Raw genomic sequence first — 24,565 nt, forward strand, 5'->3', positions numbered from 1 at the left:
CGGCACCTTCGTCAACGGCGCACGGGTCGACTCGGCGGTGCTTCGCGACGGCGACGTCGTCACGATCGGCAACATCGACCTGGTCTTCGCCGGCGGCACGCTGGCCCGCCGCGACGAGAGCGCGACCGCCACGCCCACGGGGGGTCTGGACGTGCGCGGCGTGAGCTGGACGATCGAGAACAACAAGACGCTGCTGGACGACATCTCGCTGGGCGCGCAGCCCGGAACGCTCACGGCCGTCATCGGCCCCTCGGGTGCGGGCAAGTCGACGTTCGCGAGGCTGGTCGCGGGATACACGCACCCGACCAGGGGCACGGTCGCGTTCGAGGGCCACAACGTGCATGCCGAGTACGCCTCGCTGCGCAGCAGGATCGGCATGGTCCCCCAGGACGACGTGGTGCACGGGCAGCTGACGGTGCAGCAGGCGTTGATGTACGCCGCCGAGCTGCGGCTGCCCCCGGACACCACGAAGGACGACCGGGCTCAGGTGGTGGCCCGGGTCCTCGAGGAACTCGAGATGACCCAGCACCTGCACACTCGGGTCGACAAGCTCTCCGGTGGCCAGCGCAAGCGAGCCTCGGTCGCCCTCGAGCTGCTGACCGGACCGTCGCTGCTGATCCTCGACGAGCCGACCTCGGGGCTGGACCCGGCGCTGGACCGCCAGGTGATGACCATGCTGCGGCAGCTCGCGGACGCCGGACGTGTCGTGCTCGTGGTCACCCACTCGCTGACCTATCTCGACGTCTGCGATCAGGTCCTACTGCTGGCGCCCGGAGGCAAGACCGCCTTCTGCGGGCCGCCAAGCCAGATCGGGTCGGCCATGGGCACGACGAATTGGGCCGACATCTTCAGCACGGTCGCGGGCGACCCCGACGGGGCGAAGGCGCGCTACCTCGCCCGCACGGGCCCCCAGCCCCCACCGCCCCCTGCGCAGCAGCCCGCCGATCTCGGCGACCCGTCGCACACCAGCCTGTTCCGGCAGTTCTCCACGATCGCCAGGCGGCAGGTCCGGCTGATCTTCTCCGACCGCGGCTACTTCGTCTTCCTGGCCGTGCTGCCGTTCATCATGGGCTCGCTGTCCATGTCGGTGCCCGGCACCGTCGGGTTCGGCATCCCCAATCCGATGGGGGCGGCCCCCAACGAGCCCGGCCAGATCCTGGTGCTGCTCAACGTCGGCGCGGTGTTCATGGGGACCGCGCTCACCATTCGCGACCTGATCGGCGAACGCCCGATCTTCCTGCGCGAACAGGCGGTTGGCCTGTCGACCAGTGCCTACCTGATGGCGAAGGTCTGCGTTTACACGATTTTCGCGGTCATCCAATCGGCGATCGTGACCATCATCGTGTTGCTCGGCAAGGGCGGTCCGACCCAGGGGGCGGTGGCGCTGGGCCGGCCGGGTCTGGAACTGTTCGCCGACGTCGCGTTGACGTGCGTGGCCTCGGCGATGCTCGGGCTGGCGCTGTCGGCCATCGCCAAGTCGAACGAACAGATCATGCCGCTCCTCGTGGTGGCGGTCATGTCGCAGCTGGTTTTCTCCGGCGGCATGATCCCGGTAACCGGGCGGCTCGGGCTGGATCAGATGTCCTGGGCGACCCCGGCGCGCTGGGGTTTCGCGGCGTCGGCCTCCACCGCCGACCTGACCAAATTGGTGCCCGGTCCGCTCAGCCCGAAGGATGCCCACTGGCGGCACACGCCGGGTGCATGGTGGTTCGACATCGCCATGCTGGTGGTCATCAGCGTGTTCTATCTGAGCTTCGTTCGCTGGAAGATCCGGCTCAAGGGCGGCTGAGGCTCCGCCGGCTGAGGCCCGATCAGGCTCCCTTGCGGATCACCTGCTCCGCTGCGGTCCGCATGCGGTCGGACAATTCCAGGAGCGCATGCTCGCCAACACCCAGCGGCAGGGTGTACGCCAGTTGCCGCAATTCGACGGCATAGTTGCGCATGTCTTCGCGGAGGCGGGTTTCAACAGTGGGCATGACTTCTCCCTCAGGCTGCGGCTGGGCAGAGTGCCTGGTCAGCGTCGACCGGCCGATGTAAAAAGCTTGGCAGCCCCTCCGCATATCTGCGAGGGCGACGACGCGAATTAACGGGAGTTTGACAGCGTCTTTACAGCCGGAGCGTCCCGATCGCGCCTCGCGCCGATCGCGAAACCCCCGGCGCGATCTCGCCGTGGCGTTACGCTGGCGCTGCTTGGTGGAAAGGCTTCCCAGAAAGGCACAGGCGCCGGAATGGATTTCGAACTCGACGGCGGGCAGCGCGCCTGGCTCGCCGAGGTCCGCGAGTTCCTCCAGGCCAACGTCACCGCGGAGCTGCGGGCCGAACTCGCCGAGCACGACCTCGAGTTCCCCGACGGCGAGGTCGCGCGGTTCCGCCGCAGGATCGGGGAGAAGGGCTGGTTCGGTCTGAACTGGCCGGCCGAGTACGGCGGACTTGGCCTGAGCGCCATCCACCTGCATCTGCTGATGAGCGAGTTCGAGTACTGGGGCGTGCCCGGGCCCGACCTGACGGTCACGTCCGTCGCGCCGATGATCATGCGGCACGGCACCGAACGGAACAAGTCCGAATGGCTGCCGCTGATCGCCAAGGGCGAAATGATCTGCGCCGTGGGCTATTCCGAGCCCGACGCCGGCACCGACCTGGCCAGCCTGCGCACCAGCGCGGTGCGCGACGGCGACGACTGGGTCATCAACGGCACGAAGACCTGGAACAGCGGCGCGCAGCGCGCCACCCACGAGTGGCTCTGCGTGCGTACCGACCCCAACGGCGTTCGGCACCGCGGCATCTCGGTCATCATCGTCGGAATCGACAGCCCCGGCGTGACTATCCGCCCCCTCTACGCGTGGTCGGGGTACCGCACCAACGAGGTGCACTTCCGCGACGTCCGGGTGCCGGTCACCAACCTGGTGGGCGAGGTCAACCGCGGCTGGACGTACATCACCGGCGCGCTCGACCTGGAACGCGGGGCGCTGACCAACGCCGGCGACCTGCGCCGCGCCGTCGAGGAGCTGCGTGAGCTGGCGCGAACGCCGCGTCGCGACGGCACGGTGCCCGCCGACAGCCCGTCGCTGCGGCGCCGGCTCGCGGAGGCCGAGGCCGACGTGGCGGTGGCCACGCTGATGGGTTACGAGGCCGCGTCCATGCTCGACAGCGGCGTCATCCCTTCGGTGGAGGTCAGTGTCGAGAAAGTCTTCACCAGTGAACTGCGCCAGCGCATCGCGTTGCTCGCGCTCGATTTGCTTGGCCCGGACGGTTTGTTGGCGCACCGCAGCCAAGGGTCCCCGCTGGGCGGCAAGTTCGAGCGGCTCTACCGGGCCGCGCCGCTGATGCGGTTCGGCGGCGGCACCAACGAGGTGCTCCGCGACGTCATCGCCCAGCGCGGGCACAAGATGCCCAGCTATGGGCGCTGACGCATGAAAGCGATACCCACCGCCGAACAGCGCGAGTTCGCCTCCTCCTTGCGCGCCCTGCTGGCGGCCGAGAGCCCCGTGTCGTCGGTACGCGCGCTGAACGACCCGGACGCGGACCGCCACACCCCGGCGCTGTGGAAGGCACTGACCGACGCGGGCGTCCTCGGGCTGGCCATCGCCGAGGAATACGGCGGCTCGGGCGGCTCGCTCGACGATCTCGCCGTCTTCTACACCGAGGCCGGTCGCGCGCTGTGCCCGACGACGGTTTACAGCAGCATTCAAGCGGCGCTCGCGGTGGACCAGCTCGGCTCCCCGAAAGCCAAGGACACCTGGCTGCCGCCCCTGGGGCGCGGCACCATCCGCGGGGCCACGGCGCTCTGGAGCGCCCGCGACGCCGCCGTGGTGTCGGCGCCGCTGCGCGCCGACCCCGTGTCGGGGCAATGGCGGTTGAACGGCACCGTGGACTACGTCGCCGACGCCGACGTCGCCGACGTGATCGTGATTTCGGCTGCGGCGCAAGACCGTACGTGTGTCTTCGTCGTCGATGCCCACGCGACGGGGGTGGCCGTGGAACCGCTCGCCGTGGCCGGCGGGAGCCGGGCGTTCGCCGTGCGCTTCGACGACGTCATGGTCGCGGCCGAGGCGCAGCTCTGTGAGGTGTCCGAATTGGAACTGCGCCGGGTGGCCAATGCGGCGGTGGCATTGGGATCGCTGGACCTGGTGGGAGTCGGGCAGGCGGTCATCGACCGCACCGTCGACTACACGACCCTGCGCCACCAATTCGGCCGGCCCATCGCCTCTTTCCAGGCCGCCCAGCACTTGGTCGCCGACATGCACATCGCGCTGGCGGCGGCGCGGTTGGCCGCGCATGCGGCCGTCTTCTGGATCGGGCGCGGCCGCACGGGGACGCGGGAGACCGCGATCGCGCGCATGCACGCCGCCACCGCGGCCCGGCTGATCACGTTGGACGCGCACCAATTGCACGGCGGCATGGGGTATGTCACCGAAACCGACCTGCACCTGTGGACCGAGCGGGCCCGGTTTGGCTCGACGTGGGGCGGCGGGGCGGACGTCGCCGCATCGTGGCTGGAGGAGACCTTGGAATCAGGAGAGAGCCGGTGAGTGAGGACAGCTTGATCGACGCCGAATCGGCGTCGCGCGTCGGCACCGTTGCCGCCACCGCGACGGGGGAGGTCAATCGGCGCGACTGGCAACGCTGGGCGGCGGCGGTCGGCGACCACAACCCCTTGTGGTTCGACCCGGAGTACGCCAGGGCCAACGGCTTTCGCGACATCATCTGCCCTCCGCTTTTTCTGCAGTACGCCGTGCTCGGCGTCACGCATCTCGAGGCGCTGCGGCCCGACGGCTCCTCGGGCGCGGTCTCGGGCAGCCTCGCGTTCCCCCGCGCCCCCAAGCGGATGGCCGGTGGCGAAAGCTTCACCTTCCACCTGCCCGCCTACCACCGCGACGACGTCGAAATGGTGCGCAGCATCGAGTCCATCGTCGAAAAGCGGGGCCGCTCCGGCAGATTCGTGTTGGTCACCTGGCAGACGGTGTACCGCAACCAGCATCGAGACCTGCTCGCCGAAGCGTCGACTTCGATGATCGCGCGTCCCTAGGAGCTTCATGGCCGGCCAAGTTTTCTATGAGGACGTCGAGGTGGGTGACGCGATGCCCGAACTCACCGTGACCGTCGACGAGACGCAGCTGTTCTTCTTCAGCGCCGCCACCTACAACGGCCACCGCATCCATTACGACAAGGACTGGGCGCGCACGGTCGAAGGCTACGACGACGTGCTGGTCCATGGCCCGCTGCAGGCCGCGCTGCTCGGCCGGGCGATCGGGGACTGGATCGGCGGGCGTGGCCGGCTGGTGTCCTTCTCCGTCCAGAACCGCGCGGTCGCCCATCCCGGCCAGCCCCTGAGCTTCGGCGGCACGGTCACCGCCAAACGCCTCTCCGACGAGGGCGCCGGGTTGGTGGACCTCGACATCGCCGGGCGCCGTGAGGCGACGGTGCTGATGCCGGGCACGGCGACGGTCGAACTACCCCGCCGCGGAGCGCCTCGGGGAGTCGATCAGTGACCGGTCTGCGGGGCGAGGCCGCGATCGTCGGCATCGCCGAGTTGCCGGCGCAGCGGCGGCCCACCGGCCCGCCGCTGTTCACCCTCGACCAGTACGCGCTGCTGGCCAAATTGGTGATCGAGGACGCCGGCGTGGACGCCGCGTGCGTCAACGGCCTGCTGACCCACGGCATCGCCGAGTCGGCGATGTTCGCACCCGCCACCCTGTGCGAATACCTCGGCCTGCCACTCGATTTCGGTGAGCGCGTCGACCTGGGCGGAGCCACGGCGGCGGGCATGATCTGGCGGGCCGCGGCCGCCGTGGAGCTCGGCATCTGCGACGCGGCCCTTGCCGTGGTTCCCGGATCGGCTTCGCAGCCGCAATCATTAAAGCGGCCACCACCCACACCAAACTGGTATGGCGCGTCATCGAACAACTACGGATCGCCGCAAGCGGAATTCGAGATCCCGTACGGCAACGTCGGCCAGAACGCGCCGTATGCGCAGATCGCCCAGCGCTATGCGGCCGAGTTCGGTTACGACCCTGCCGCGGTGGCCAAGATCGCCGTCGACCAGCGCACCAACGCGTGCGCCCACCCGGGTGCCGTCTTCCACGGGACCCCGATCACGGTCGACGACGTTCTCGCCAGCCCGATGATCGCCGACCCCATCCACATGCTGGAAACCGTGATGCGGGTGCACGGGGGAGCGGGCGTGCTCATCGCCAACGCCGACATCGCCCGGCGCGGCCGCCACCGCCCGGTGTGGATCAAGGGCTTCGGCGAACACATCGCCTTCAAGACCCCGACCTATGCCGAGGACTTGCTGCGCACCCCGATCTCCCGCGCCGCCGACCGGGCGTTCGCGATGGCCGGCCTGAACCGGTCCGAGGTGGACATGGCGTCGATCTACGACTGCTACACCATCACCGTGCTGATGAGCCTCGAGGACGCCGGCTTCTGCGCCAAGGGCGAAGGGATGTCCTGGATCGCCGGCCACGACCTGACCTACCGCGGCGACTTTCCGCTCAACACCGCCGGCGGCCAACTGTCGTTCGGCCAGGCCGGCATGGCCGGCGGCATGCACCACGTCGTCGACGGTGCCCGGCAGGTGATGGGCCGGGCCGGCGATGCGCAGGTGTGCGACTGCCACACCGCTTTCGTCACCGGCAACGGCGGCATCATGAGCGAGCAGGTCGCCCTGCTGATGCGGGGGGACTAGCGATGAGCATCCCCGTTCCCGAGCCGACGCCGGTGTCGCGGCCGTTCTGGGACGCCCTGGCCCAGCACCGCATCCTGGTGCAGTACTCACCCTCGCTGGGGCGCTACGTGTTCTACCCGCGCACCCTTGCGCCGGGAACATTGGCCGACGACCTGGAATGGCGCGAAATCGACGGCGCCGGAACGCTGTACACGTTCACGGTCGCGCGCAGGCCCACCGGACCGCCCTGGGCCGATTCGCTACCGCAGCTGCTCGCCGTCGTGCGGTGGGACGCGGGACCGAAGTTCAGCACCGAGCTGGTGGACGTCGACCCCGCGGACGTCGGAATCGGCATGCGTGTCGAGCCGGTGTTCTACGATCTGCCCGAAGACGGGATCACCCTATTGAAGTACCGGCCGGCGTGACCGACTCAACGAGGAGCTCGGGAGGTGTAGATGGACGATCCGTTTGACGGCGTCCAGGCGATGCTGCGTGAGTTGGACGCGGGATTCCCGCCCGTCGAGACGATGACCGCCGAACAGGCCCGCTCCGCGGTCGCCCAGCGACGTCAGCCCGTCGGCAACCTCGACGACGTCCACCGCACCGAGGACCGGGCGATCCCGGGCCCCGCCGGCACCATCCCCGCGCGGGTCTACTACCCGCACGGCGGGCCGCAGGACGACCGCGCCGCGGTCGTGTTCTGCCACGGCGGTGGATTCGTCTTGTGCGACATCGAGTCCCACGATGGCTTCTGCCGGGCACTGGCCCGCGGCGCCCAGGCCGTCGTCGTGTCGGTCGGCTACCGCCTCGCGCCCGAACACCCGGCCCCCGCGGCCGCGCTGGACGCCTTCGCGGCGTTCTGCTGGGTGGTCGACCACGCGGCCGAGCTCGGCATCGACCCGGCGCGGACCGCCATCGCCGGTGACAGCGCCGGCGGCAACCTCGCCGCGGTAACCGCCATCCTGTGCCGTGAACGTGCCGTGGCCGGGCCGGCCGCGCAGCTCTTGATCTATCCGGTCATCGATCCGTCTTTTGACACCGACAGCTATCGACGCTGCGCCACCGGCTACTTCCTCACCAGCGCCGCCATGCAGTGGTATTGGGGCCAATACCTCGGCGCCCAAACGCTTTTGGGCGAGCCGCACCTGGTGGCGCCGGCCCGCGCGGAGTCGCATGCCGACCTGCCGCCCGCGGTGATCGTCACCGCGGGCCTCGATCCGTTACACAGCGAAGGTTGCGGCTACGCGCGCCGGTTGCGCGATGCGGGGGTGCGCGTGGTGCACCGCGACTTCCCGGACCTGTTCCACGGCTTCCTGACCATCCCGTCTTTCCCGCCGGCGGCCTCCGCGCGCGACCTGATCTGCGCCGACCTGCGGGAGTTACTCCAGCCCACGCTCTGCGAGTCGACATGACGCAAGCCGACATGGTGGTCATCGGCGCGGGGTTCGCCGGGCTCTACGCCGTGCACCGGGCCGCGTCGGCGGGCCTGTCGGTGATCGGCCTGGAGGCGGCGCCCGACGTGGGCGGCACCTGGTACTGGAACCGGTACCCGGGCGCCCGGTGCGACGTCGAAAGTGTCGACTATTCCTACTCGTTCGACGAGGACCTGCAACAGAGCTGGACGTGGACCGAACGCTTCGCCGCCCAACCGGAGATCCTCGCCTACCTGCGACACGTCGCCGACCGGTTCGATCTGCGTCGCCACTACCGATTCGGCGTCGACGTCGTCGGCGCCGCATTCGAGGAAGGCCAGTGGCGGGTCCGCGCCCGGGACGGACAGACCTACACCGCCCAATTCCTCATTTGCGCGACGGGCTGTCTGTCGGCCGTCAACCGCCCCGACATCCCCGGCGTCGACGATTTCGCGGGCGAGGTGTACTTCACCGCCGCGTGGCCGCGCGACGACCCAGACCTGCGTGGCAAGCGGGTGGGCCTGATCGGCACGGGATCCTCTGGTATTCAAGCGGTCCCGATCGTCGCCGCGCAGGCGGATCGGCTGGTGGTATTCCAGCGGTCCGCGAACTACAGCATCCCGATGCCCAACCGCCCCTGGACTCCGCAGGAGCAGCAACGGATCAGGGAGGAATATCCCGAGCGCCGCCGCGCCTCGGCCTACGCGGCCTCGGGCACCCCGCACGGCACGTACCACAAGAACGCGGTCGACACCGAACCGCAGGAACGCGCCGAGGCTCTGTGGCGGCGCTGGCGCGAGGGCGGCGTGCTGTTCGCGAAGACGTTTCCCGATCAGAATTCCGACCTCGCCGCGAACCACATCGCCCGGGAGTTCGCCGAGGAGCGCATCCGCGAAATCGTCGCGGACCCCGTCGTGGCCACCGACCTCATCCCCGTCGACCACCCGATCGGGACGAAGCGAATCTGCACCGACGGGGGCTACTACGCCGCGTTCAACCGCGACAACGTCACGCTGGTGAACCTGCGCCGCGAGCCCATCGAGGCGATCACCGCCGACGGCGTGCGCACCAGCGCGGCGACCTATCCCTGCGATGTGCTGATCTTCGCCACCGGCTTCGACGCGCTGACCGGCGCGCTGACCCGCATCGACCCGGCGGGGCCCACGGGGGTCCGACTGCGCGACGTCTGGGCCGACGGACCCCTGACGTTCCTCGGCCTCATGGTGCCCGGCCTGCCGAACCTGTTCACCATCAGCGGCCCTGGCAGCCCCTCGGTGCTCGCCAACATGGTGCTGCACGCCGAGGTGCAGGTCGACTGGGTCATCGGCCTGGTGCTGACGGCCCGCCGCCTCGGCGTGACGGAGGTGGAGCCGCGCCGCGACGCCGCCGAGGCCTGGACCGACCATGTCGCGCAGGCGGCCGAGGGGACGCTCTTCCCGAAAGCGGCATCGTCGTGGTACCTGGGCGCCAATATCGAAGGCAAGAAACGGATTTTCATGCCGTACGCCGGTGGGTTCGGCACCTACCGGCGCCACTGCGAAGATGTGGCGCGTCGCCACTACGCCGGGCTGGTGCTGACCACGCGATGATCGAGACCGTTCAGCAGCTGCTGCGGCAACGTCGCGACGACGACACCCCGGCCGTCGCCGCCGGCGAGCGCACCTGGACGTGGCGCGACCACCTCGCCGAGGCCGAGGCGGAGGCCGCCGCGCTGATCGGGATCGCCGACCCGGCGCGTCCACTGCACGTCGGTGCCCTGCTGCCCAATTCCCCGGCGATGCTGCGCGCCATGGCCGCCGCCGCGCTGGGCGGCTATGTGCTGTGCGGGATCAACACCACGCGGCGCGGGGCCGGGCTGCTCGCCGACATCCGGCGCTCCGACTGCCAACTGTTACTCATCGACCCGGAACACCGCGAACTGCTGGATGGCCTGGACCTCAACGGGATTCAGGTGCTGGACGTGACGGGCCGGCGCTACGCCGAACTGGTGGCCGTCGCGCCGCCCCTGGTTCCGCACCGCGAGGTCACCGGCGGGGACACCTTCATGATGATCTTCACCTCGGGGACCAGTGGTGATCCGAAGGTCGTCCGGCTCGCGCACGCGATGGCGGTCATGTGCGGTGCCAGCCTGATCTTCCAGTACGACATAACCGCCGACGACGTCTGCTACCTGTCGATGCCGCTCTTTCACTCCAACGGCATCGCCGCCGGGTGGGCGGTCGCGATCGGTGCGGGCGCCACCATGGTCCCGGCCCGGTTCTCGCCGTCACGCTTTCTCGACGACGTGCGCCGCCACCGCGTGACCTACCTCAACTACGTCGGCAAGCCCCTCGCGTTGATCCTGTCCACCCCAGAGCGGCCGGACGATGCCGACAACACGCTGCGCGTGGCGTTCGGCAACGAGGCGACGGACCGCGACATCGCCGAATTCGCAAGGCGTTTCGGTTGCCGGGTGGTGGACAGCTTCGGTTCCAGCGAGTTCGCGGTCATCGTCGTCCGCGAGGACGGCACCCCGCCCGGATCGATCGGCAAACCGTATGCGGGAGTAAGCATCTACAACCCGACGACGTTGCGGGAGTGCGCGGTCGCGGAATTCGACGAGCACGGGGCGCTGACGAACTTCGACGACGCGGTCGGCGAGCTCGTCAACACCCAGGGCGCCGGCCCGTTCGTCGGCTACTACAACGACCCGGCCGCCACCGCTCAGCGGATGCGGCACGGCATGTACTGGTCGGGCGACCTGGCCTACCGCGACGCCGAGGGCTGGATCTACCTGGCCGGCCGCACCGCCGATTGGATGCGGGTGGACGGCGAGAACCTCGCGTCGGGGCCGATCGAGCGGATACTGGAACGCCTGCCGGAGGTGAGCCAGGTCGCGGTCTACGCGGTGCCCGACGAACGGGTGGGTGACCAGGTGATGGCCGCGCTGGTGCTGCGCGGCGAGGCACGGTTGGAGCCCGACGCCTTCGCCAGCTTCCTCGCCGCGCAACCAGACCTGTCGCCCAAGGCCTGGCCGCGGTACGTGCGCATCAACGCCGAGCTGCCGACGACGGCGACGAACAAGATCCTCAAGCGCGCACTGGCGGCCGCGGGCATCAGCGCCGAGGGTGGCGTGTTGTGGGCGCGCCCGGCGCGGGGGACGGCCTACCGTCAGCTGACGGCTTCGTCGGCCTGAGCCGATTCGGGAACCTCCTGCGGCGCTTCCCCGAACCGCGCCAGCACGAGAGTCGCCGACACGGCCACCGCGAAGCCCGCGATGACCAGCCAGCCGAGCCCGTCGCGCGCGCTGTCGCCCAGCCACACCGCCCCGACGAACGCGGGCGCGATGGTTTCGCCGACGACCATCCCGGCGACCGCGGTGGTCACGGACCCGCGGTGCAGGGCGGAGGTGAGCAGCAGGAAACCGGCCGCCCCGCCCGCGGCCGCCGCGTAGAGCGCCGGATTGGTGTAGAAGGCGCGTTTGGTCGGATCGATGACGTCGATCAACCGCACGCCGACCTCAATGACCCCGAAGCCGGTCCCGGCCGCCAGCCCCAGCGACAGCGCGCGCGGGCGGTCCGGCAGCCGGCCCGTCACCGCGCCGGCGATGAATATCGCGGCCACCACGCCCAGCAGGGCCCACCCGAGACCGGCCGGGGCATGCCGAAAGTGCCCGGGCCCGGCCGCGAGTGCGAGCACGACGAGGCTCGCACAGACCACGCCCACCGCGGTCCATTCGGACGGAGACAGCCGCGCCGACAGCAGCCAGGCGGATGCGATCCCGGTGACGGCGATCGAGGCGGCCAACGCCGCGGCGACCACGTAGATCGGCACCAGGCGCAACGCCGCCACTTGCAGGAGGAAGCCGACGCCGTCCAGGCCGACGCCGACGAGGTATCGCCACTGCCGGGCGGCGCGCATCAACAGCACGGTATCGACGCCCGAGCCGCTGCCGGCTTCCACCGATCGCGTCGCCGCCGCCTGCAACACCGATGCGGTGCCGTAACAGACCGAGCAACCCAACGCCAGGAGGAAGCCGATCAGCACACCTCGAACAATAGGCGTCGGCGAAGAGCGGTGCTGCCGAGCGGCTGGCTGAGAATTCTCTGAACAAATGTTTGGGCGGCGTGCGGTCCGGGCACGTCACACGTACGCATGGCGTCAGCTCCGGATATCCCGCGATCGGTGATAGTGAACAGCCGTGCGTTCTACCTATGGCCATTGAATGTCTGTCGAACAATGCACTACAAGGCAATTCGAAGCAGATGTTTAAAGTGAGTGTACAACTGTGTACTCTGACGGCATGGCTGAACGAGGCGCCCAGCCCCAGGTTCCGCGGGGACGACGGTTGTTCCTGCGGGCGGTGCGGCGCTTGTTCAGCCCGCTTCAGCCCGACGACTACCTCGAGATGATCAACCCGCTGTGGACCACCAAGGAACTGCGCGGGAAGGTCGAAGCCATCGAGCAGCAGGGCTCGGAAGCGGCAAGCGTTCTGATCCGCCCGGGATACGAATGGCCGGGCCACAAGCCCGGTCAGTACGTGCGGCTCGGCGTGGTCATCGACGGTGTCTACCACTGGCGCGCGTACTCGCTGACTTCGGATCCCGTGCCCAAAGACGGCCTTATCAGTGTCACGCCCAAGCGGGTCGACGGCGGCGCCGTGTCGCCGTATCTGGTGCACAAGATTCAGCCCGGCGACCTGGTGCGGCTCGGCGAGATCGAGGGTGTTTTCACGCTGCCGGAGCCCGTGCCGGACAAGATGCTGTTCATCAGCGCCGGCAGCGGCATCACGCCGATCATCAGCATGCTGCGCAGCCTCGATAGCCGCAACGAGATGGGCGACGTGGTGGTCATTCACTCCGCGCGCACTCGTGAGCAGACCATGTTCCTCGAGGCGCTCGAAGAGCTCGCCGGCCGCCACGACGGGATGCGGCTGGACCTGCGCCTCACCTCCGAACAGGGGCGACTGACCCCCGAGGACCTCGACGACCTGTGCCCCGACTGGCGCGAGCGCGAGGCGTTCTGTTCGGGTCCCGGCGAGATGCTCGACGCCCTGATCGAGCACTGGGAAGAGGACGGGGATCGCGAACGCCTGCACTTCGAGCGGTTCCAACCGAAGATCGGCGGCGACGCCAACGCCGGCGAGGGCGGCACGGTCTGCTTCCTCGACAGCGACAAGGAAGTCGAATGTGACGGCGGCACATCGATTCTCGAGGCGGGGGAGAAGGCCGGCCTCAACCTCGCGTTCGGTTGCCGGATCGGCATCTGCCACACCTGCGTCGGCACGCTGAAGTCGGGCAAGCTGCGCGACCTGCGCTCGGGCGACGTGATCGAACCGACCGAACAGGACGTCCGGATCTGCATCAATACCGCCGAGGGCGACGTCGAACTCGAACTCTGATCGAAAGGAGCGGCTCGTGACAACTGCCGTGAAGAAGGCCGGGGAGAGCCCGCTGTCCCGACTGGGGGAACAAGAACTCGAAAAGCTCGCGAAGGAATTCGACGCGATCCACGACGACGTGTTCGCCGATCTCGGCGACCGCGACCGGCGTTACATCAAGAACGTCATCTCGGCACAACGTCAGATCGTCGTGGCCGGCCGGGTGCTGTTGCTGGCTTCACGCTCGAAGACCGCGTGGTTGCTGGGCACCGCCTGTCTCTCCATGGCCAAGATCTTGGAGAACATGGAGATCGGTCACAACGTGATGCACGGGCAGTGGGATTGGATGAACGATCCCGACATCCACTCCTCGGTGTGGGACTGGGACACGGCGTCGACCGCCGAGTCGTGGAAGCACTCCCACAACTACATCCACCACACCTTCACGAACATCCTCGGCAAGGACAAGGATCTCGGCTACGAGATCATGCGCATCGACCCCAACCAGAAGTGGGCCCCGCGGTACCTGGGCCAACCGATCTACAACCTGCTGCTGACGCTGCTGTTCGAGTGGGGCGTCGCCGTCCACGACATGGACATCGACGCGATACGCAAACGCGAGAAGCCGTGGTCGGAGGTGCGCAAGGACCTCAGAGGCATCGGCGTCAAAGCGCGTGCCCAGATCTACAAGGATTACCTCGGGTGGCCGGCCATCAGCGCCGGGGCCTTCGCACTCACCCAACTGGCGCTGCGCGGACGGCTCGAACAGCCGGCGCAATCCCGCGTCGCCAAGCGGCTCCGCAGGGTGTCCAGCGGCCGCCGCGTCGGCGCCGCGGCGAAGTTCCTCGACAAAGTCGCGCCCGGCGTCGAAAGCACCTACCTGCGCACCCTGACCGCCGACGCGCTGGCCAACGTCATCCGCAATGTGTGGGCGCACGCGATCATCTTCTGCGGCCACTTCCCCGATCAGACGTACACGTTCACGCAGGAAGAGGTCGAGAACGAAAGCCGCGGCGGTTGGTATGTACGCCAATTGCTCGGCGCCGCGAACATCGATGGCAGCCCGCTGTTCCACATCATCAGCGGCAATCTCGGTTATCAGGTCGAGCACCACCTCTACCCGGACATGCCGAGCAGTCGGTACTCGGAGATCGCCCCGCAGGTCAAGGAGATCTGCGAGCGCTACGAGTTGCCGTACAACTCCGGCCGGTTCGGCAAGCAGTGGGCAATGGTGCACCGCAGCATATTCCGGCTCGCCTTCCCGGGCGGTAAGCCCCGGCCGAAGCCGGGCCCGTACCACGGCAACGTGCACCGGCCCGACCCCGAGCGGCCCAGCGAAGGCACCCGGTTCCGCGACCGTGTCCCGGCCGAACACCCGGCCGCGGGCCCCGAACACGACTCCAGCGGCGTCGAGGTGCAGCCGCCACCCCGCGGCAAGGACTGACGCGCGGCGCCGGGTGTAGGGCCCGCGCTCGGCGCTGATCCGCGATATGAACCAATTCCGTCGGCCGATCGTGGATGATCATCGATGGTGCAGGGCATCCGCGGGTCCGACAGCGAAGAGACCGAGCCGGCGACCGATTCCGCCGGTTTCGGATTTCCCGCGCGGCTGTGGAGGTCGCTGGACGAGCACCCGCCGCCTGGTGTCAGGCAGGCACAACGGTGGCGCAGCCCGCTTCGGGGTCCGTGGCTGACCTCCGTGTTCGGTTCGGTGCTGCTGGTCACGCTGCCGATCGTCATCATCACCGGCCTGCTCTCCTACATCGCCTACGGACCTCGGTTCGGCCAAGCCATCCCGGGTGACGTCGGTTGGCTCAAGCTGCCGACGTTCGATTGGCCCACCAACCCGTCATGGTTGTACCGGCTGACCCAGGGGTTGCACGTCGGGCTCGGGCTGGTCCTGATCCCGGTGGTGCTGGCCAAGCTGTGGTCGGTGATCCCGCGACTGTTCGCGTGGCCGCCCGCCCGATCGATAGCCCAACTGCTGGAACGGCTTTCGTTGCTGATGCTGGTCGGCGGCGTCCTGTTCGAGATCGTCACGGGCGTGCTGAACATCCAGTACGACTACATCTTCGGTTTCAGCTTCTACACCGCGCATTACTTCGGCGCCTGGGTGTTCATCGCCGGATTCGTCGTGCATATCGCGATCAAGATCCCGACCATGTGGTCCGGCCTGCGCTCGATCTCGGCGCGTGAGGTGCTGCGCACCGGGCGCGCCGAGACTCGCGCGCAACCGTGGGAGCCGGACGGGCTGGTCGCCGCGGACCCGGAGCCCGCGACGATGAGCCGCCGCGGTGCCCTCGCGCTGGTGGGCGGTGGCGCGGTGTTCATGGCGGTCATCACCGCGGGGCAGACGCTCGGTGGCCACGCGCGGCCCGCGGCCCTGCTGCTTCCGCGCGGGCGCAGCCGCGGCGACGGACCATCCGACTTCGAGGTCAACCGGACCGCGGCGGTGGCCGGCATTTCCTCCGAAAACACCGGCGAACGCTGGCGGCTCACGCTGAGTGGAGGATCCCACGCCGTCGTGCTCGATCGCTCCGCCCTCCTGGCCTTGCCGCAGCACACCGCCACGCTGCCGATCGCCTGCGTGGAAGGCTGGTCCACCACCCAGACCTGGACAGGGGTGCGGCTGGCGGACCTGGCCCGGCTCGCCGGCGTTCCCGCGCCGGAGTCGGCGCATGTCTCGTCGCTGGAGCGCTTCGGCGCATTCGGCAGCGCGACCTTGCAGGGGAGCCAGGTGCTGCACCCCGATGCGCTGCTGGCTTTGCGTGTCAACGGCGCCGACCTGTCGCCGGACCACGGCTTCCCGGCGCGGATCATCGTGCCGGCGCTGCCTGGGGTGCACAACACCAAATGGGTGGAGTCGATAGCCTTCCGGTCGGCCGCAAATGCGTAGCGCCCGAGCGGCTTTCGTACGGCTCTATGGCTCTCGCCCGTGGCATCTGCTGACCTTGATCGCCGGGCTCGCGCTGTTGGCGTATGTCGTGGCCACCATCAAACCGGTCGCGCTGTGGAACCCCCAGGTGTGGTGGCAGTCGATCATCGTGTGGTTCGCGGCGGCCATCGTCGCCCACGACCTGGTGTTGTTTCCGATCTACGCATTGTTTGACCGGCTGCTGTCGCGGTCCGTCGTCCGGCTCGCACCGCGGGGTGTGCCCGTCATCAATCACATCCGGGTGCCCGCGCTGGGCGCCGGCCTGACGCTGCTGGTCTTCCTGCCCGGCATCATCAAGCAGGGTGCCGCCACGTATTCGGCCGCGACCGGCCAGACGCAGGATCCCTTTCTTGGCCGCTGGCTCCTGCTGACCGCCGCGATGTTCGGGGCCAGCGCCGCGATCTACGCGGTCCGCGTGGTGACTGCGCCCAGACGCACCGGGGCGGCACCCGACCTACATGTTGGCGATGATCTGTAGGCGCTGGGCGCTGTATTCGGTGTCGGTGATGGCGCCCCTGGCATGCAGGTCCTCGAGTTGTTTGAGGCGGTCGTAGAGCGGCGGCTCGGGCCGTGGGAGCGGGACCGGGTGAGCGTGGATGCCGCCGGTATGCGGCATCGAGCCGCCCTTGGCGGTCCATCCCGAGCTCAGGTCAATGAGCCGCAGGGCGAACAGCACGCCGGCGCCGGTGATGGGCAGGCCGAGGTAGAGCATCCACCCCAACGGCACGCCGGCCCGGCTCAGCGCGAAATAACGCGTCAGCAGGACCAGCGCAAGCATCCCGCCGGCCAGCAGCACCACGGCCTTGCTTTTCATCCGCCATGAACCTCCGTGTCGGTCGCTGCGGGGCGCAGCGGTGGTGTGGCAAGTGCAACCCGGGCCGGTTGCTACCGATCCCAAGGGAGCTCAGCGCGTTCACCGTCCACGGCCACGCTTGAAGGATTCTTGGTGACTTCTTGGAGTGTTCTTTGAAACCCGCGCGTGTTCTGCGGGTTGCGGGGCGACTAACTACTCTGGTGAGCATGAAAAACAAGCGGACCGGGACGGCGACGGCGTTGTGCGCCTGCCTGGCCGCGCTTGTCTTCACGCCATTCGGCGTCACCCCGGCGATGGCGATGACAAGAACCGTTGGTGCGCTCGGGCTGCCCAGCTCGCCCTGCTTCATCGGCCTCAACTGCGGATGTGTTCAACACTGCCAATCGCCCCCACACCCACGTCCGCCGGCCGTAGCGGGCGATCCACAGCATGCCCCGCCCGCGTCCACGCCACCAAATCCCTAGTCCGACCGGGTAATCGCCTGCTCCGCGGAAAAAGCACACTGGAGAAATTGTGAAGATTCGACGAGCCCAGCCCGTGGCCGCGGTTTGCGGCGTCTTCGCAGCACTCGTTTTGGCGTTCGGCTGGTCGGACGCCGGCACGGTCACCCGGGCGGCAAAACCAACTACTTCGTCCAACACGACGCCGGCGCCCCCGCCGGCCCCGGGCGGCGCCCTGCCGGTGCAACCCGCCGGCGGGGGCGGCTGCATCATCGGCCTCAACTGCGGTTGCACGCGCAACTGCCATAAGCCGCGGCCCCGTCCTCCGGGTCCCGTTAGCGATCCGCAACACGACGCGCCCGCACCGGCCCCGGAGAACCCCTAGCGGGACATAGCCGACGAGGCCGCCGGCCGCTTTCCTATCATCGGCTGATGGAGATCGAGTCCTCGCCGGCGTTCGCTGCCGAGGACTCGGCCCGGTTTCGAGCCGCGGGGTTCTGGTCGGACACGACGTTGTCGGACGCGGTGCGCCGCAACGCCGAACAGTCACCGGATCGGCTGGCCTATGTCGACTATCCGGGGGAGTCGCTGACCTGGCGCCAATTCGACGGTGCCGCAAGCGCGCTGGCCGGGAGGCTGGCCGGCGCGGGGGTCGAGCCCGGCGACCGGGTAGCGGTGTGGCACGGCGATTCCGCGGCCCTGCACGTGCTGTTCGTCGCGATCGAGCGGTGCGGGGCGGTCGTCGTCGGCGTCGGCGCGCGCGCCGGCATTCGTGAGGTCGCGGCGATAGTGAGCAGCGCCCAGCCGAAAATGCTGATCAGCGACCAGCAGCGCGGCGGGGAAGCGGCGACCGTGGCCCACGAGCTTTTATTGCCCACCCTCGTGGTGGACTCCGAAGCCGGAACGCCACGACTGAACGTTCGGGTGCCGCCCAGGGCGCTGACCGGCGAGTCCCGGCTCGGCCCCGACGATGTGTTCCTCATCAACTCAACATCCGGGACCACCGGGCTGCCCAAGTGCGTGGTGCACACTCAGAATCGCTGGTACTACTTCCACCAGAAGGCCGTCGCCAACGGGCTGCTGACGCCGGAAGACGTTTTCTTGCCGGTGATCCCGACGCCGTTCGGCTTCGGGCTTTGGACCAGCCACACTACGCCGATCTACCTCGGTGCCACCGCGGTCATCTTGGGCCGGTTCACCACCGGGGCGACTTGCGAGGCGATATCCAGGCATCGTGCCACCGTATTATGCTGTGTCAGTACGCAATTGACGATGCTGATGGCAGACCCCGCGACCCGCGACCACGACCTGAGTTCGCTGCGCGTCGTGTTCACCGGTGGTGAGGCGCTGCCGTACCGACCGGCGGCAGAGTTCGAGGAACTCACCGGCGCCAAGATCCTCCAGTTCTACGGCTCCAACGAAACCGGGATGCTGAGCGCCACCACCGTCGACGACACGCGGGAACGCCGACTGCGCACCGGCGGGCGGATCGTGCCCGAAATGGCGGTCCGGCTCTTCGACGGGGACCGGGACGTGACCGCGACGGGCAAGGGCCAACCGGCCTGCCGCGGCCCGGCAACCAGCCTCGGCTACCTGGGCGGGACCGATCACGACAAGTTGTTCACCCCGGACGGCTGGATGCGGATGGGTGACATCTGCGAGATCGACGCGGACGGCTATCTGACCGTCACCGGGCGAACCTCCGACTTCATCCTGCGGGGCGGCAAGAACATCAGCGCGACGCAGGTCGAGGACGCCGTCACGACCCACCCCGCCATCGCGGTTGCCGCGGCCGTGGCGATGCCCGATCCGGTGTTCGGCGAAAAGGTCTGCCTTTACGTCGAACTCGTCGACGCGGCCACCCTGGACCTGTCCGAGCTGGTCGAACACCTGCTCTCGCTGGGAGTGTCCAAGGAGCTGCTGCCCGAACGTCTCATCGTCGTCGACGAGCTGCCTCGATCTTCCGGCGGGAAGGTTGCCAAAGGCCGGCTCCGCGAGGATATTCGAGCCAGAACGGAGGCCCGATGACGAATGCTCCTCACCCGCGCCGGGGCGGCCTGGAAGTCTGGGCGCCATCGGTGGTCCCCCCGATCGGAGTTGAGCTGTCCGAGGAGCAGGCGCTCGCCGTGGCCTTCCGCCACCTGGCCGGTATCGGGTTCGCCGAGAACATGGCGGGACACATCACCTGGCAACCGGACGGACGGACGGAGATGTTCGTCAATCCGTGGGGGTTGTGGTGGCAGGAGATCACCGCGTCCGACATCTGCGTGGTCGACGCCGACGCCCAAGTGTTGCGCGGTCGTTGGAATGTCACTCCGGCCATCCACATCCACACCGAGCTGCACCGCGTCCGCGACGATGCCCGGGTGGTCATCCACAATCATCCGTATTACGTCTGCGTCCTCGCGGCGCTGGGCAGGCTGCCCGAATTGGTGCACCAGACCGGTTCGCTGTTCCTCGATGACCTTTGCCTGGTGGACACCTACGACGGCGAGATCGACAGCCCCGCCCGCGCGGCCGAACTGGCGGCCCGCATCGGGTCCGCGAACCTGACCATCCTTGCCAACCACGGCGTCATCGCCACAGGCCACAACCTGGCCGAGGCCGTGTACCGAGCGGCGTCGATCGAACGGGTCTGCAAGCTGGCCTACGACGTGCTGCTCACCGGTATCCAGCCGGTGGCCATGAAGTGGTCCGACATGGCGGGCATGCAGCGCTCGCTCGTCGAACGCGCCGCCGACGTGTACTGGGCGGGGGCGGCCAGGATGACCATCAAGGCCGACCCCGATGTGCTGACGTGAACCGCGTCGTCGCGTGTGCGTCCGCGCTGAAAGCCGTCACCGGACATTCAACGACACCGCCGCGCAAGGAGATTGACGAGTGAAATCGATCGACGACCTGGCCGGCAATCTGAGCTTCACCACCGCGAAGACGGGCGAGCAGCGCTCGGTCACGTTCCTGCCGGACCCGCCCCGCGCGCCCCGGCGCTACACGCTGATCTCGGTCGATGACCACATCGTCGAGCCGCCGGACACCTTCACCGGACGTCTGCCGCGCAGGTTCGCCGACCGCGCACCCAGAGTCGTGGAGACCGAGAGCGGGGGCCAGACCTGGGTCTACGACGGCCGGGAACTGCCCAACGTCGGGTTCAACGCCGTGGTGGGCCGACCGGTGGCGGAGTACGGCTTCGAGCCGGTCCGTTTCGACGAAATGCGCAGGGGAGCCTGGGATATCCACGAGCGCGTCAAGGACATGGACCTGAACGGCATCTACGCTTCGCTCAATTTCCCGTCCTTCCTGCCCGGGTTCGCCGGCCAGCGGCTGCAGCAGGTGACCAACGACCGCGACCTGGCGCTGGCGTCGGTGCGCGCATGGAACGATTGGCACCTCGAGGTCTGGGCGGGCTCTTATCCCGAGCGCATCATCGGATGCCAGCTGCCGTGGTTGCTGGACCCCGAGCTGGGCGCGAAGATGATCTACGAGAACGCCGAGCGTGGATTCCACGCCGTCACCTTCAGCGAGAACCCGGCGATGCTGGGACTGCCGAGCATTCACTCCAAGCATTGGGACCCGATGATGGCGGCGTGCGCCGAGACGGACACCGTCGTGAACCTGCACATCGGCTCGTCGGGCTCCTCGCCGTCCACCACCGACGATGCGCCGCCGGACGTGCAGGGGGTGCTGTTCTTCGCCTACGCCATCTCGGCGGCGGTCGACTGGCTGTATTCCGGGCTGCCCAGCAGGTTCCCCAACCTGAAGATCTGTCTGTCGGAAGGCGGAATAGGCTGGGTCGCGGGCCTGCTCGATCGCCTCGACCACATGCTCAGTTACCACGCGATGTACGGCACGTGGCAGGCTCTCGGCGAAAGCCTCACTCCCGCCGAGGTATTCACGCGGAACTTCTGGTTCTGCGCGGTGGAGGACAAATCGTCGTTCGTGCAGCGCGACCGGATCGGCGTGGACAACATCATGCTGGAAGCCGACTACCCGCATTGCGACTCAACCTGGCCACACACCCAGCAGACGGTCCACGAACAAATCGGTGGCCTGCCCGAGGATGTGATTCGCAAATTCAGTTGGGAAAACGCCTCTCGCCTCTACCGCCACCCGGTTCCGGAAGAAGTGCAGCGCAATCCCGAGGCGTTCTGAACCATGACTACGGCCAAAGTCGACTTCAGCTCTGTTCGTTGGGGCTCCGTGGAATGGACGAACCTCGTCACGCTGTACCTGCGCGCCTACGAAAGCCGCTCCCACCGGCCAGTTTTGGGCGACAAAGCCGCCGCGGATGCGGTGGACCGAATTGACTACGACTTCAAGAGGATCCATCGCAGCTCGCTCCCGGTGTCGAACCAATACCTGGTCGCGTTGCGGGCCAAGGCGCTCGACGACTGGTGCGCGGACTTTTTGCGCCGCCACCCCGACGCGGTGGTCCTGCACCTGGGTTGCGGCCTGGACGGCCGCGCCTTCCGGCTCGCTATGCCGCATTCGGTTTCGTGGTTCGACATCGACCAACCCGGTGTCATCGAACTGCGGCGGCGACTCTACGAGGACACCGAGCGCTACCGGACGATCGGCTCATCGGTGACCGATCCAACGTGGCTGGAGCAGATCCCGACCGGCCGGCCCACGCTGGTGGTCGCCGAGGGCCTGCTGATGTATCTGACCGAGCAACAGGTGCGACAGCTGCTCCAGCGGCTGACCGATCGATTCGATTGTGGCGAAATGCAATTCGACACGCTCTCCGCTCTGGCGCCGCTGCTGTCGAAGCTTTTCACCAGGGGGATCATCAAGTGGGGCATCCGCGACGCGCGGGAGCTGCAGACGTGGAACCCGAGGCTGCGGTTGGTCGAGCAGGCGCCCGCACTCGCGGGCTACCGGAAAATCGAATCGACGCCGGTGCGGTGGATGTACAAGCTGACGTGTGCATCACCCGGCGGCAAGTACGACGTGCTGAACCGCTTCGAGTTCTGACGGCGTCACAAGTCGGAAGCCAGCCGCCGCAGGATGTCGGACGTCGGTTCGGCGGTGGCACTGCGGTACCCGGTGCCCGCCCACAGATGGACATACTCGGGCTTGCCCGCCGCGGCCGCGGCTTTGCGCAGCGGGCTGGTGAGGTAGTGGATGGCGGGATAGCCCAGCGGCGCCTCGGCCTCGTGGGCATCGATGAACGAGTTGCGCAGCCCGCGGGCGGGCCGGCCGGTGAAGGCGTGCGTGAGCACCGTCTCGCTGTAGGCGGGATCGGTCAGGGCAGCCCGGTGCGTGGCCGATGCGCCGCTTTCGTCGGCGCGCAGCAGGACCGTCCCGACCGCGGCCGCCGCGGCCCCCGCGCGGATCACCTCGGCTACGGCGGCGGGCGTGGCGAGCCCGCCGGCGGCGATCACCGGCAGCGGCACCGTCGCGACGATACGTTCGACCAGCTCGGCGATCGGTACCGGCGTCAGCGGCTTCCGCGGCGAGAGCGTGCCCGAGTGACCGCCTGCGGCCGCCGCCTGAACGGCGAGCATGTCCGCCCCGGCGTCGCGCGCCTGTGCCGCCTCCTCGGGCGTGGTCACCGTCTGCACGACGATGGTCCCCGCCTTGCGCAGCGCCGAGATCACGCTGCCCGACGGGATGCCGAACGTGAACGACACCATGGGGACCGGGTCGTCGAGCAGCAACGCGACCTTCTCGTCGAACTTGTCGGTGTCCTCGGCGGGCTCCTGGGGCAGCGTCAAACCGAACTGGTCGGCGTCCCGCTGAACGATAGCGGCGTAGGCCCGATAGGCCTCGGGATCGACCGGTAGGGGATTGGGCGCAAAGAGGTTGATACCAAACGGGATTCCCTCGGCGCGAACATGCTTGAGCTCGGCCTCGACGGCCTCCACGGTCTTGTAGCCCGCGGCGAGCATGCCCAGCCCGCCCGCGCGCGTCGCGGCCGACACCATCGCAGGGGTGGTCGGGCCCCCCGCCATCGGGGCGGCGACCAGCGGAATGGACATCCCGAACTGTGCCAGCATCTCAAAGCCCTTCCGGTGTCGCAGTGTCGCAGGCGCGGAGCACTGCCTCGACAATAACGACGTGCCGTTGCGTCAGCATTCCGCCCGGGGGCGGCACCTGGCAGGATGCTTCAACGTGAAGAGGCCCAACTTCCTCGTGATCGTGGCGGACGACCTCGGGTTTTCTGATATCGGCGCGTTCGGCGGCGAGATCGAGACACCCAATCTCGATCGGCTCGCCCAGGCGGGGATCCGGTTCACCGATTTCCACTCCGCGCCGGCCTGCTCGCCCACCCGGGCGATGCTGCTGACGGGAACGGACCACCACATCGCCGGGATCGGCACCATGCTGGAGGTCGCCGGGCCGGCGTTCCGCGGCGCTCCCGGCTATGAGGGCTATCTGAACGACCGGGTGGTGGCGTTGCCCGAGCTGCTGCGCGACGCCAGATACCTGACGCTCATGTCGGGCAAGTGGCACCTGGGCGCAACCATCGAGACGTCGCCGTGGGCGCGCGGATTCGAGCGCTCGTTTGCCCTGCTGCCCGCGGGGGCCAGCCATTACGGGGGGCGGGCGGCAGACGGCTTCTCGCCCATTCCAACGCTTTACACCGAGGATGACCAGTTCGTCACGGTCGGGGACGACTTCTACTCGTCGGACTTCTACACCGACAAGCTGTTGCAGTACCTGCGCGAACGGGCGCCCGGCGACGACCGGATGCGCCTCGACGTCGGGCGGGCACAGACCCAGCCGCTTGAGGGCCGCGAGCCGCTCTTCGCGAAGCGCGTCCGGACCGGCGTCGTAGCGGCCACGGTATTTCGCGATCGATTCGTCCGGCGCGTGCAGCGGCCAGTGCGGCGCCTGGAAGGGCAGATACGCGAAGAAGGGCCGGTCGTCGCCGGGCGCCCGTTCGCGCAGGTACTGCAACAGCTTGTCGGTGTAGAAGTCCGACGAGTAGAAGTCGT

22 protein-coding genes and 2 pseudogenes are annotated in these 24,565 nt (G+C 68.4%); 19 read left to right on the forward strand and 5 right to left on the reverse strand.

Annotation, left to right across the window (positions count from 1 at the left end; genetic code table 11):
• On the forward strand, positions 1–1,789 hold a 1,789-nt coding region (locus A5709_RS19875), incomplete at its 5' end, for an ATP-binding cassette domain-containing protein (protein ID WP_067945381.1).
• Between the two features lie 22 nt (positions 1,790–1,811).
• Here A5709_RS19875 and A5709_RS28530 read toward each other — a convergent pair.
• Positions 1,812–1,976 (reverse strand): hypothetical protein, encoded by a 165-nt coding sequence (locus A5709_RS28530; protein WP_197500864.1) that lies wholly within the window; start codon positions 1,974–1,976, stop codon positions 1,812–1,814.
• A 252-nt stretch (positions 1,977–2,228) separates the two neighbouring features.
• Between A5709_RS28530 and A5709_RS19880 the strand changes: the two genes are divergently transcribed.
• From A5709_RS19880 to fadD1, 9 genes are read left to right on the forward strand one after another with little or no spacing between them, the layout of a single operon-like run.
• Entirely contained in the window at positions 2,229–3,407 is a 1,179-nt protein-coding gene (locus A5709_RS19880) for an acyl-CoA dehydrogenase family protein (protein ID WP_067945383.1), read from the forward strand.
• 3 nt (positions 3,408–3,410) lie between these two features.
• Positions 3,411–4,529: an acyl-CoA dehydrogenase family protein gene (locus A5709_RS19885; protein ID WP_067945385.1), complete on the forward strand. Its 1,119-nt coding sequence runs from the start codon at positions 3,411–3,413 to the stop codon at positions 4,527–4,529.
• Entirely contained in the window at positions 4,526–5,026 is a 501-nt protein-coding gene (locus tag A5709_RS19890) for a MaoC family dehydratase N-terminal domain-containing protein (RefSeq protein WP_067945387.1), read from the forward strand. Before A5709_RS19885 ends, A5709_RS19890 begins: the two co-directional genes overlap by 4 nt.
• 7 nt (positions 5,027–5,033) lie before the next feature.
• Positions 5,034–5,489: a MaoC family dehydratase gene (locus A5709_RS19895; protein WP_067945389.1), complete on the forward strand. Its 456-nt coding sequence runs from the start codon at positions 5,034–5,036 to the stop codon at positions 5,487–5,489.
• Entirely contained in the window at positions 5,486–6,688 is a 1,203-nt protein-coding gene (locus A5709_RS19900) for a thiolase family protein (protein WP_067945391.1), read from the forward strand. Before A5709_RS19895 ends, A5709_RS19900 begins: the two co-directional genes overlap by 4 nt.
• A gap of 2 nt (positions 6,689–6,690) precedes the next feature.
• Complete coding sequence (locus A5709_RS19905; protein ID WP_067945393.1) at positions 6,691–7,092, forward strand: Zn-ribbon domain-containing OB-fold protein; 402 nt, start codon at positions 6,691–6,693, stop codon at positions 7,090–7,092.
• Between the two features lie 30 nt (positions 7,093–7,122).
• Positions 7,123–8,079 (forward strand): alpha/beta hydrolase, encoded by a 957-nt coding sequence (locus A5709_RS19910; RefSeq protein ID WP_067945395.1) that lies wholly within the window; start codon positions 7,123–7,125, stop codon positions 8,077–8,079.
• Positions 8,076–9,668 carry an NAD(P)/FAD-dependent oxidoreductase gene (locus A5709_RS19915; protein ID WP_067945397.1) on the forward strand — a complete coding sequence of 531 codons (1,593 nt, stop codon included), beginning with the start codon at positions 8,076–8,078 and terminating at the stop codon, positions 9,666–9,668. Before A5709_RS19910 ends, A5709_RS19915 begins: the two co-directional genes overlap by 4 nt.
• A complete protein-coding gene (gene fadD1, locus A5709_RS19920) occupies positions 9,665–11,254 on the forward strand; it encodes a fatty-acid--CoA ligase FadD1 (RefSeq protein WP_067945399.1) in 1,590 nt (529 codons plus the stop codon). Before A5709_RS19915 ends, fadD1 begins: the two co-directional genes overlap by 4 nt.
• Here fadD1 and A5709_RS19925 read toward each other — a convergent pair.
• Complete coding sequence (locus A5709_RS19925; protein ID WP_231971924.1) at positions 11,230–12,105, reverse strand: DMT family transporter; 876 nt, start codon at positions 12,103–12,105, stop codon at positions 11,230–11,232. The genes fadD1 and A5709_RS19925 overlap by 25 nt on opposite strands.
• 256 nt (positions 12,106–12,361) lie before the next feature.
• Here A5709_RS19925 and A5709_RS19930 point away from each other — a divergent pair, with 256 nt between their 5' ends.
• From A5709_RS19930 to A5709_RS19945, 4 genes are all read left to right on the forward strand, one after another.
• Entirely contained in the window at positions 12,362–13,459 is a 1,098-nt protein-coding gene (locus A5709_RS19930; protein ID WP_067945403.1) for a ferredoxin reductase, read from the forward strand.
• Positions 13,460–13,475: 16 nt separating this feature from the next.
• Complete coding sequence (locus A5709_RS19935) at positions 13,476–14,882, forward strand: acyl-CoA desaturase (protein ID WP_067945405.1); 1,407 nt, start codon at positions 13,476–13,478, stop codon at positions 14,880–14,882.
• Positions 14,883–14,966: 84 nt separating this feature from the next.
• Positions 14,967–16,334, forward strand: coding sequence for a molybdopterin-dependent oxidoreductase (locus A5709_RS19940; RefSeq protein ID WP_231971925.1), 1,368 nt, complete (start codon positions 14,967–14,969; stop codon positions 16,332–16,334).
• Positions 16,327–16,851, forward strand: a complete 525-nt coding sequence (locus tag A5709_RS19945) for a hypothetical protein (protein ID WP_067945407.1) — start codon at positions 16,327–16,329, stop codon at positions 16,849–16,851. Before A5709_RS19940 ends, A5709_RS19945 begins: the two co-directional genes overlap by 8 nt.
• Here the strand turns inward: A5709_RS19945 and A5709_RS19950 are convergent.
• Positions 16,828–17,187, reverse strand: coding sequence for an SHOCT domain-containing protein (locus A5709_RS19950; protein ID WP_067945409.1), 360 nt, complete (start codon positions 17,185–17,187; stop codon positions 16,828–16,830). The two genes, A5709_RS19945 and A5709_RS19950, sit on opposite strands and share 24 nt — an antisense overlap.
• Positions 17,188–18,059: 872 nt before the next feature.
• Here A5709_RS19950 and A5709_RS19955 point away from each other — a divergent pair.
• The 4 genes from A5709_RS19955 (at position 18,060) to A5709_RS19970 (ending at position 22,598) form a co-directional block, all read left to right on the forward strand.
• Positions 18,060–19,655, forward strand: a complete 1,596-nt coding sequence (locus A5709_RS19955; RefSeq protein ID WP_067945411.1) for a class I adenylate-forming enzyme family protein — start codon at positions 18,060–18,062, stop codon at positions 19,653–19,655.
• Positions 19,652–20,428 carry a class II aldolase/adducin family protein gene (locus A5709_RS19960; RefSeq protein ID WP_197520202.1) on the forward strand — a complete coding sequence of 259 codons (777 nt, stop codon included), beginning with the start codon at positions 19,652–19,654 and terminating at the stop codon, positions 20,426–20,428. The genes A5709_RS19955 and A5709_RS19960 overlap by 4 nt, the downstream gene beginning before the upstream one ends.
• A gap of 79 nt (positions 20,429–20,507) precedes the next feature.
• Positions 20,508–21,776 (forward strand): amidohydrolase family protein, encoded by a 1,269-nt coding sequence (locus A5709_RS19965; protein ID WP_067945413.1) that lies wholly within the window; start codon positions 20,508–20,510, stop codon positions 21,774–21,776.
• A gap of 3 nt (positions 21,777–21,779) precedes the next feature.
• A complete protein-coding gene (locus A5709_RS19970) occupies positions 21,780–22,598 on the forward strand; it encodes a class I SAM-dependent methyltransferase (protein WP_067945415.1) in 819 nt (272 codons plus the stop codon).
• Positions 22,599–22,603: 5 nt separating this feature from the next.
• On the opposite strand, the gene A5709_RS19975 is transcribed toward A5709_RS19970, so the two are convergent.
• Positions 22,604–23,623, reverse strand: a complete 1,020-nt coding sequence (locus A5709_RS19975) for a nitronate monooxygenase family protein (RefSeq protein ID WP_067945417.1) — start codon at positions 23,621–23,623, stop codon at positions 22,604–22,606.
• Between A5709_RS19975 and A5709_RS19980 the strand changes: the two are divergent.
• Positions 23,598–24,317: pseudogene (locus A5709_RS19980) on the forward strand (sulfatase-like hydrolase/transferase); the annotation flags it as partial. The gene A5709_RS19975 and the pseudogene A5709_RS19980 overlap by 26 nt on opposite strands.
• Positions 24,318–24,428: 111 nt before the next feature.
• Here the strand turns inward: A5709_RS19980 and A5709_RS28945 are convergent.
• Positions 24,429–24,527: pseudogene (locus A5709_RS28945) on the reverse strand (hypothetical protein); the annotation flags it as partial.
• Positions 24,528–24,565: the final 38 nt, after the last annotated feature.

The sequence above is a fragment of the Mycobacterium sp. E1386 genome (genome assembly GCF_001672745.1).
Taxonomy (GTDB): Bacteria; Actinomycetota; Actinomycetes; order Mycobacteriales; family Mycobacteriaceae; genus Mycobacterium.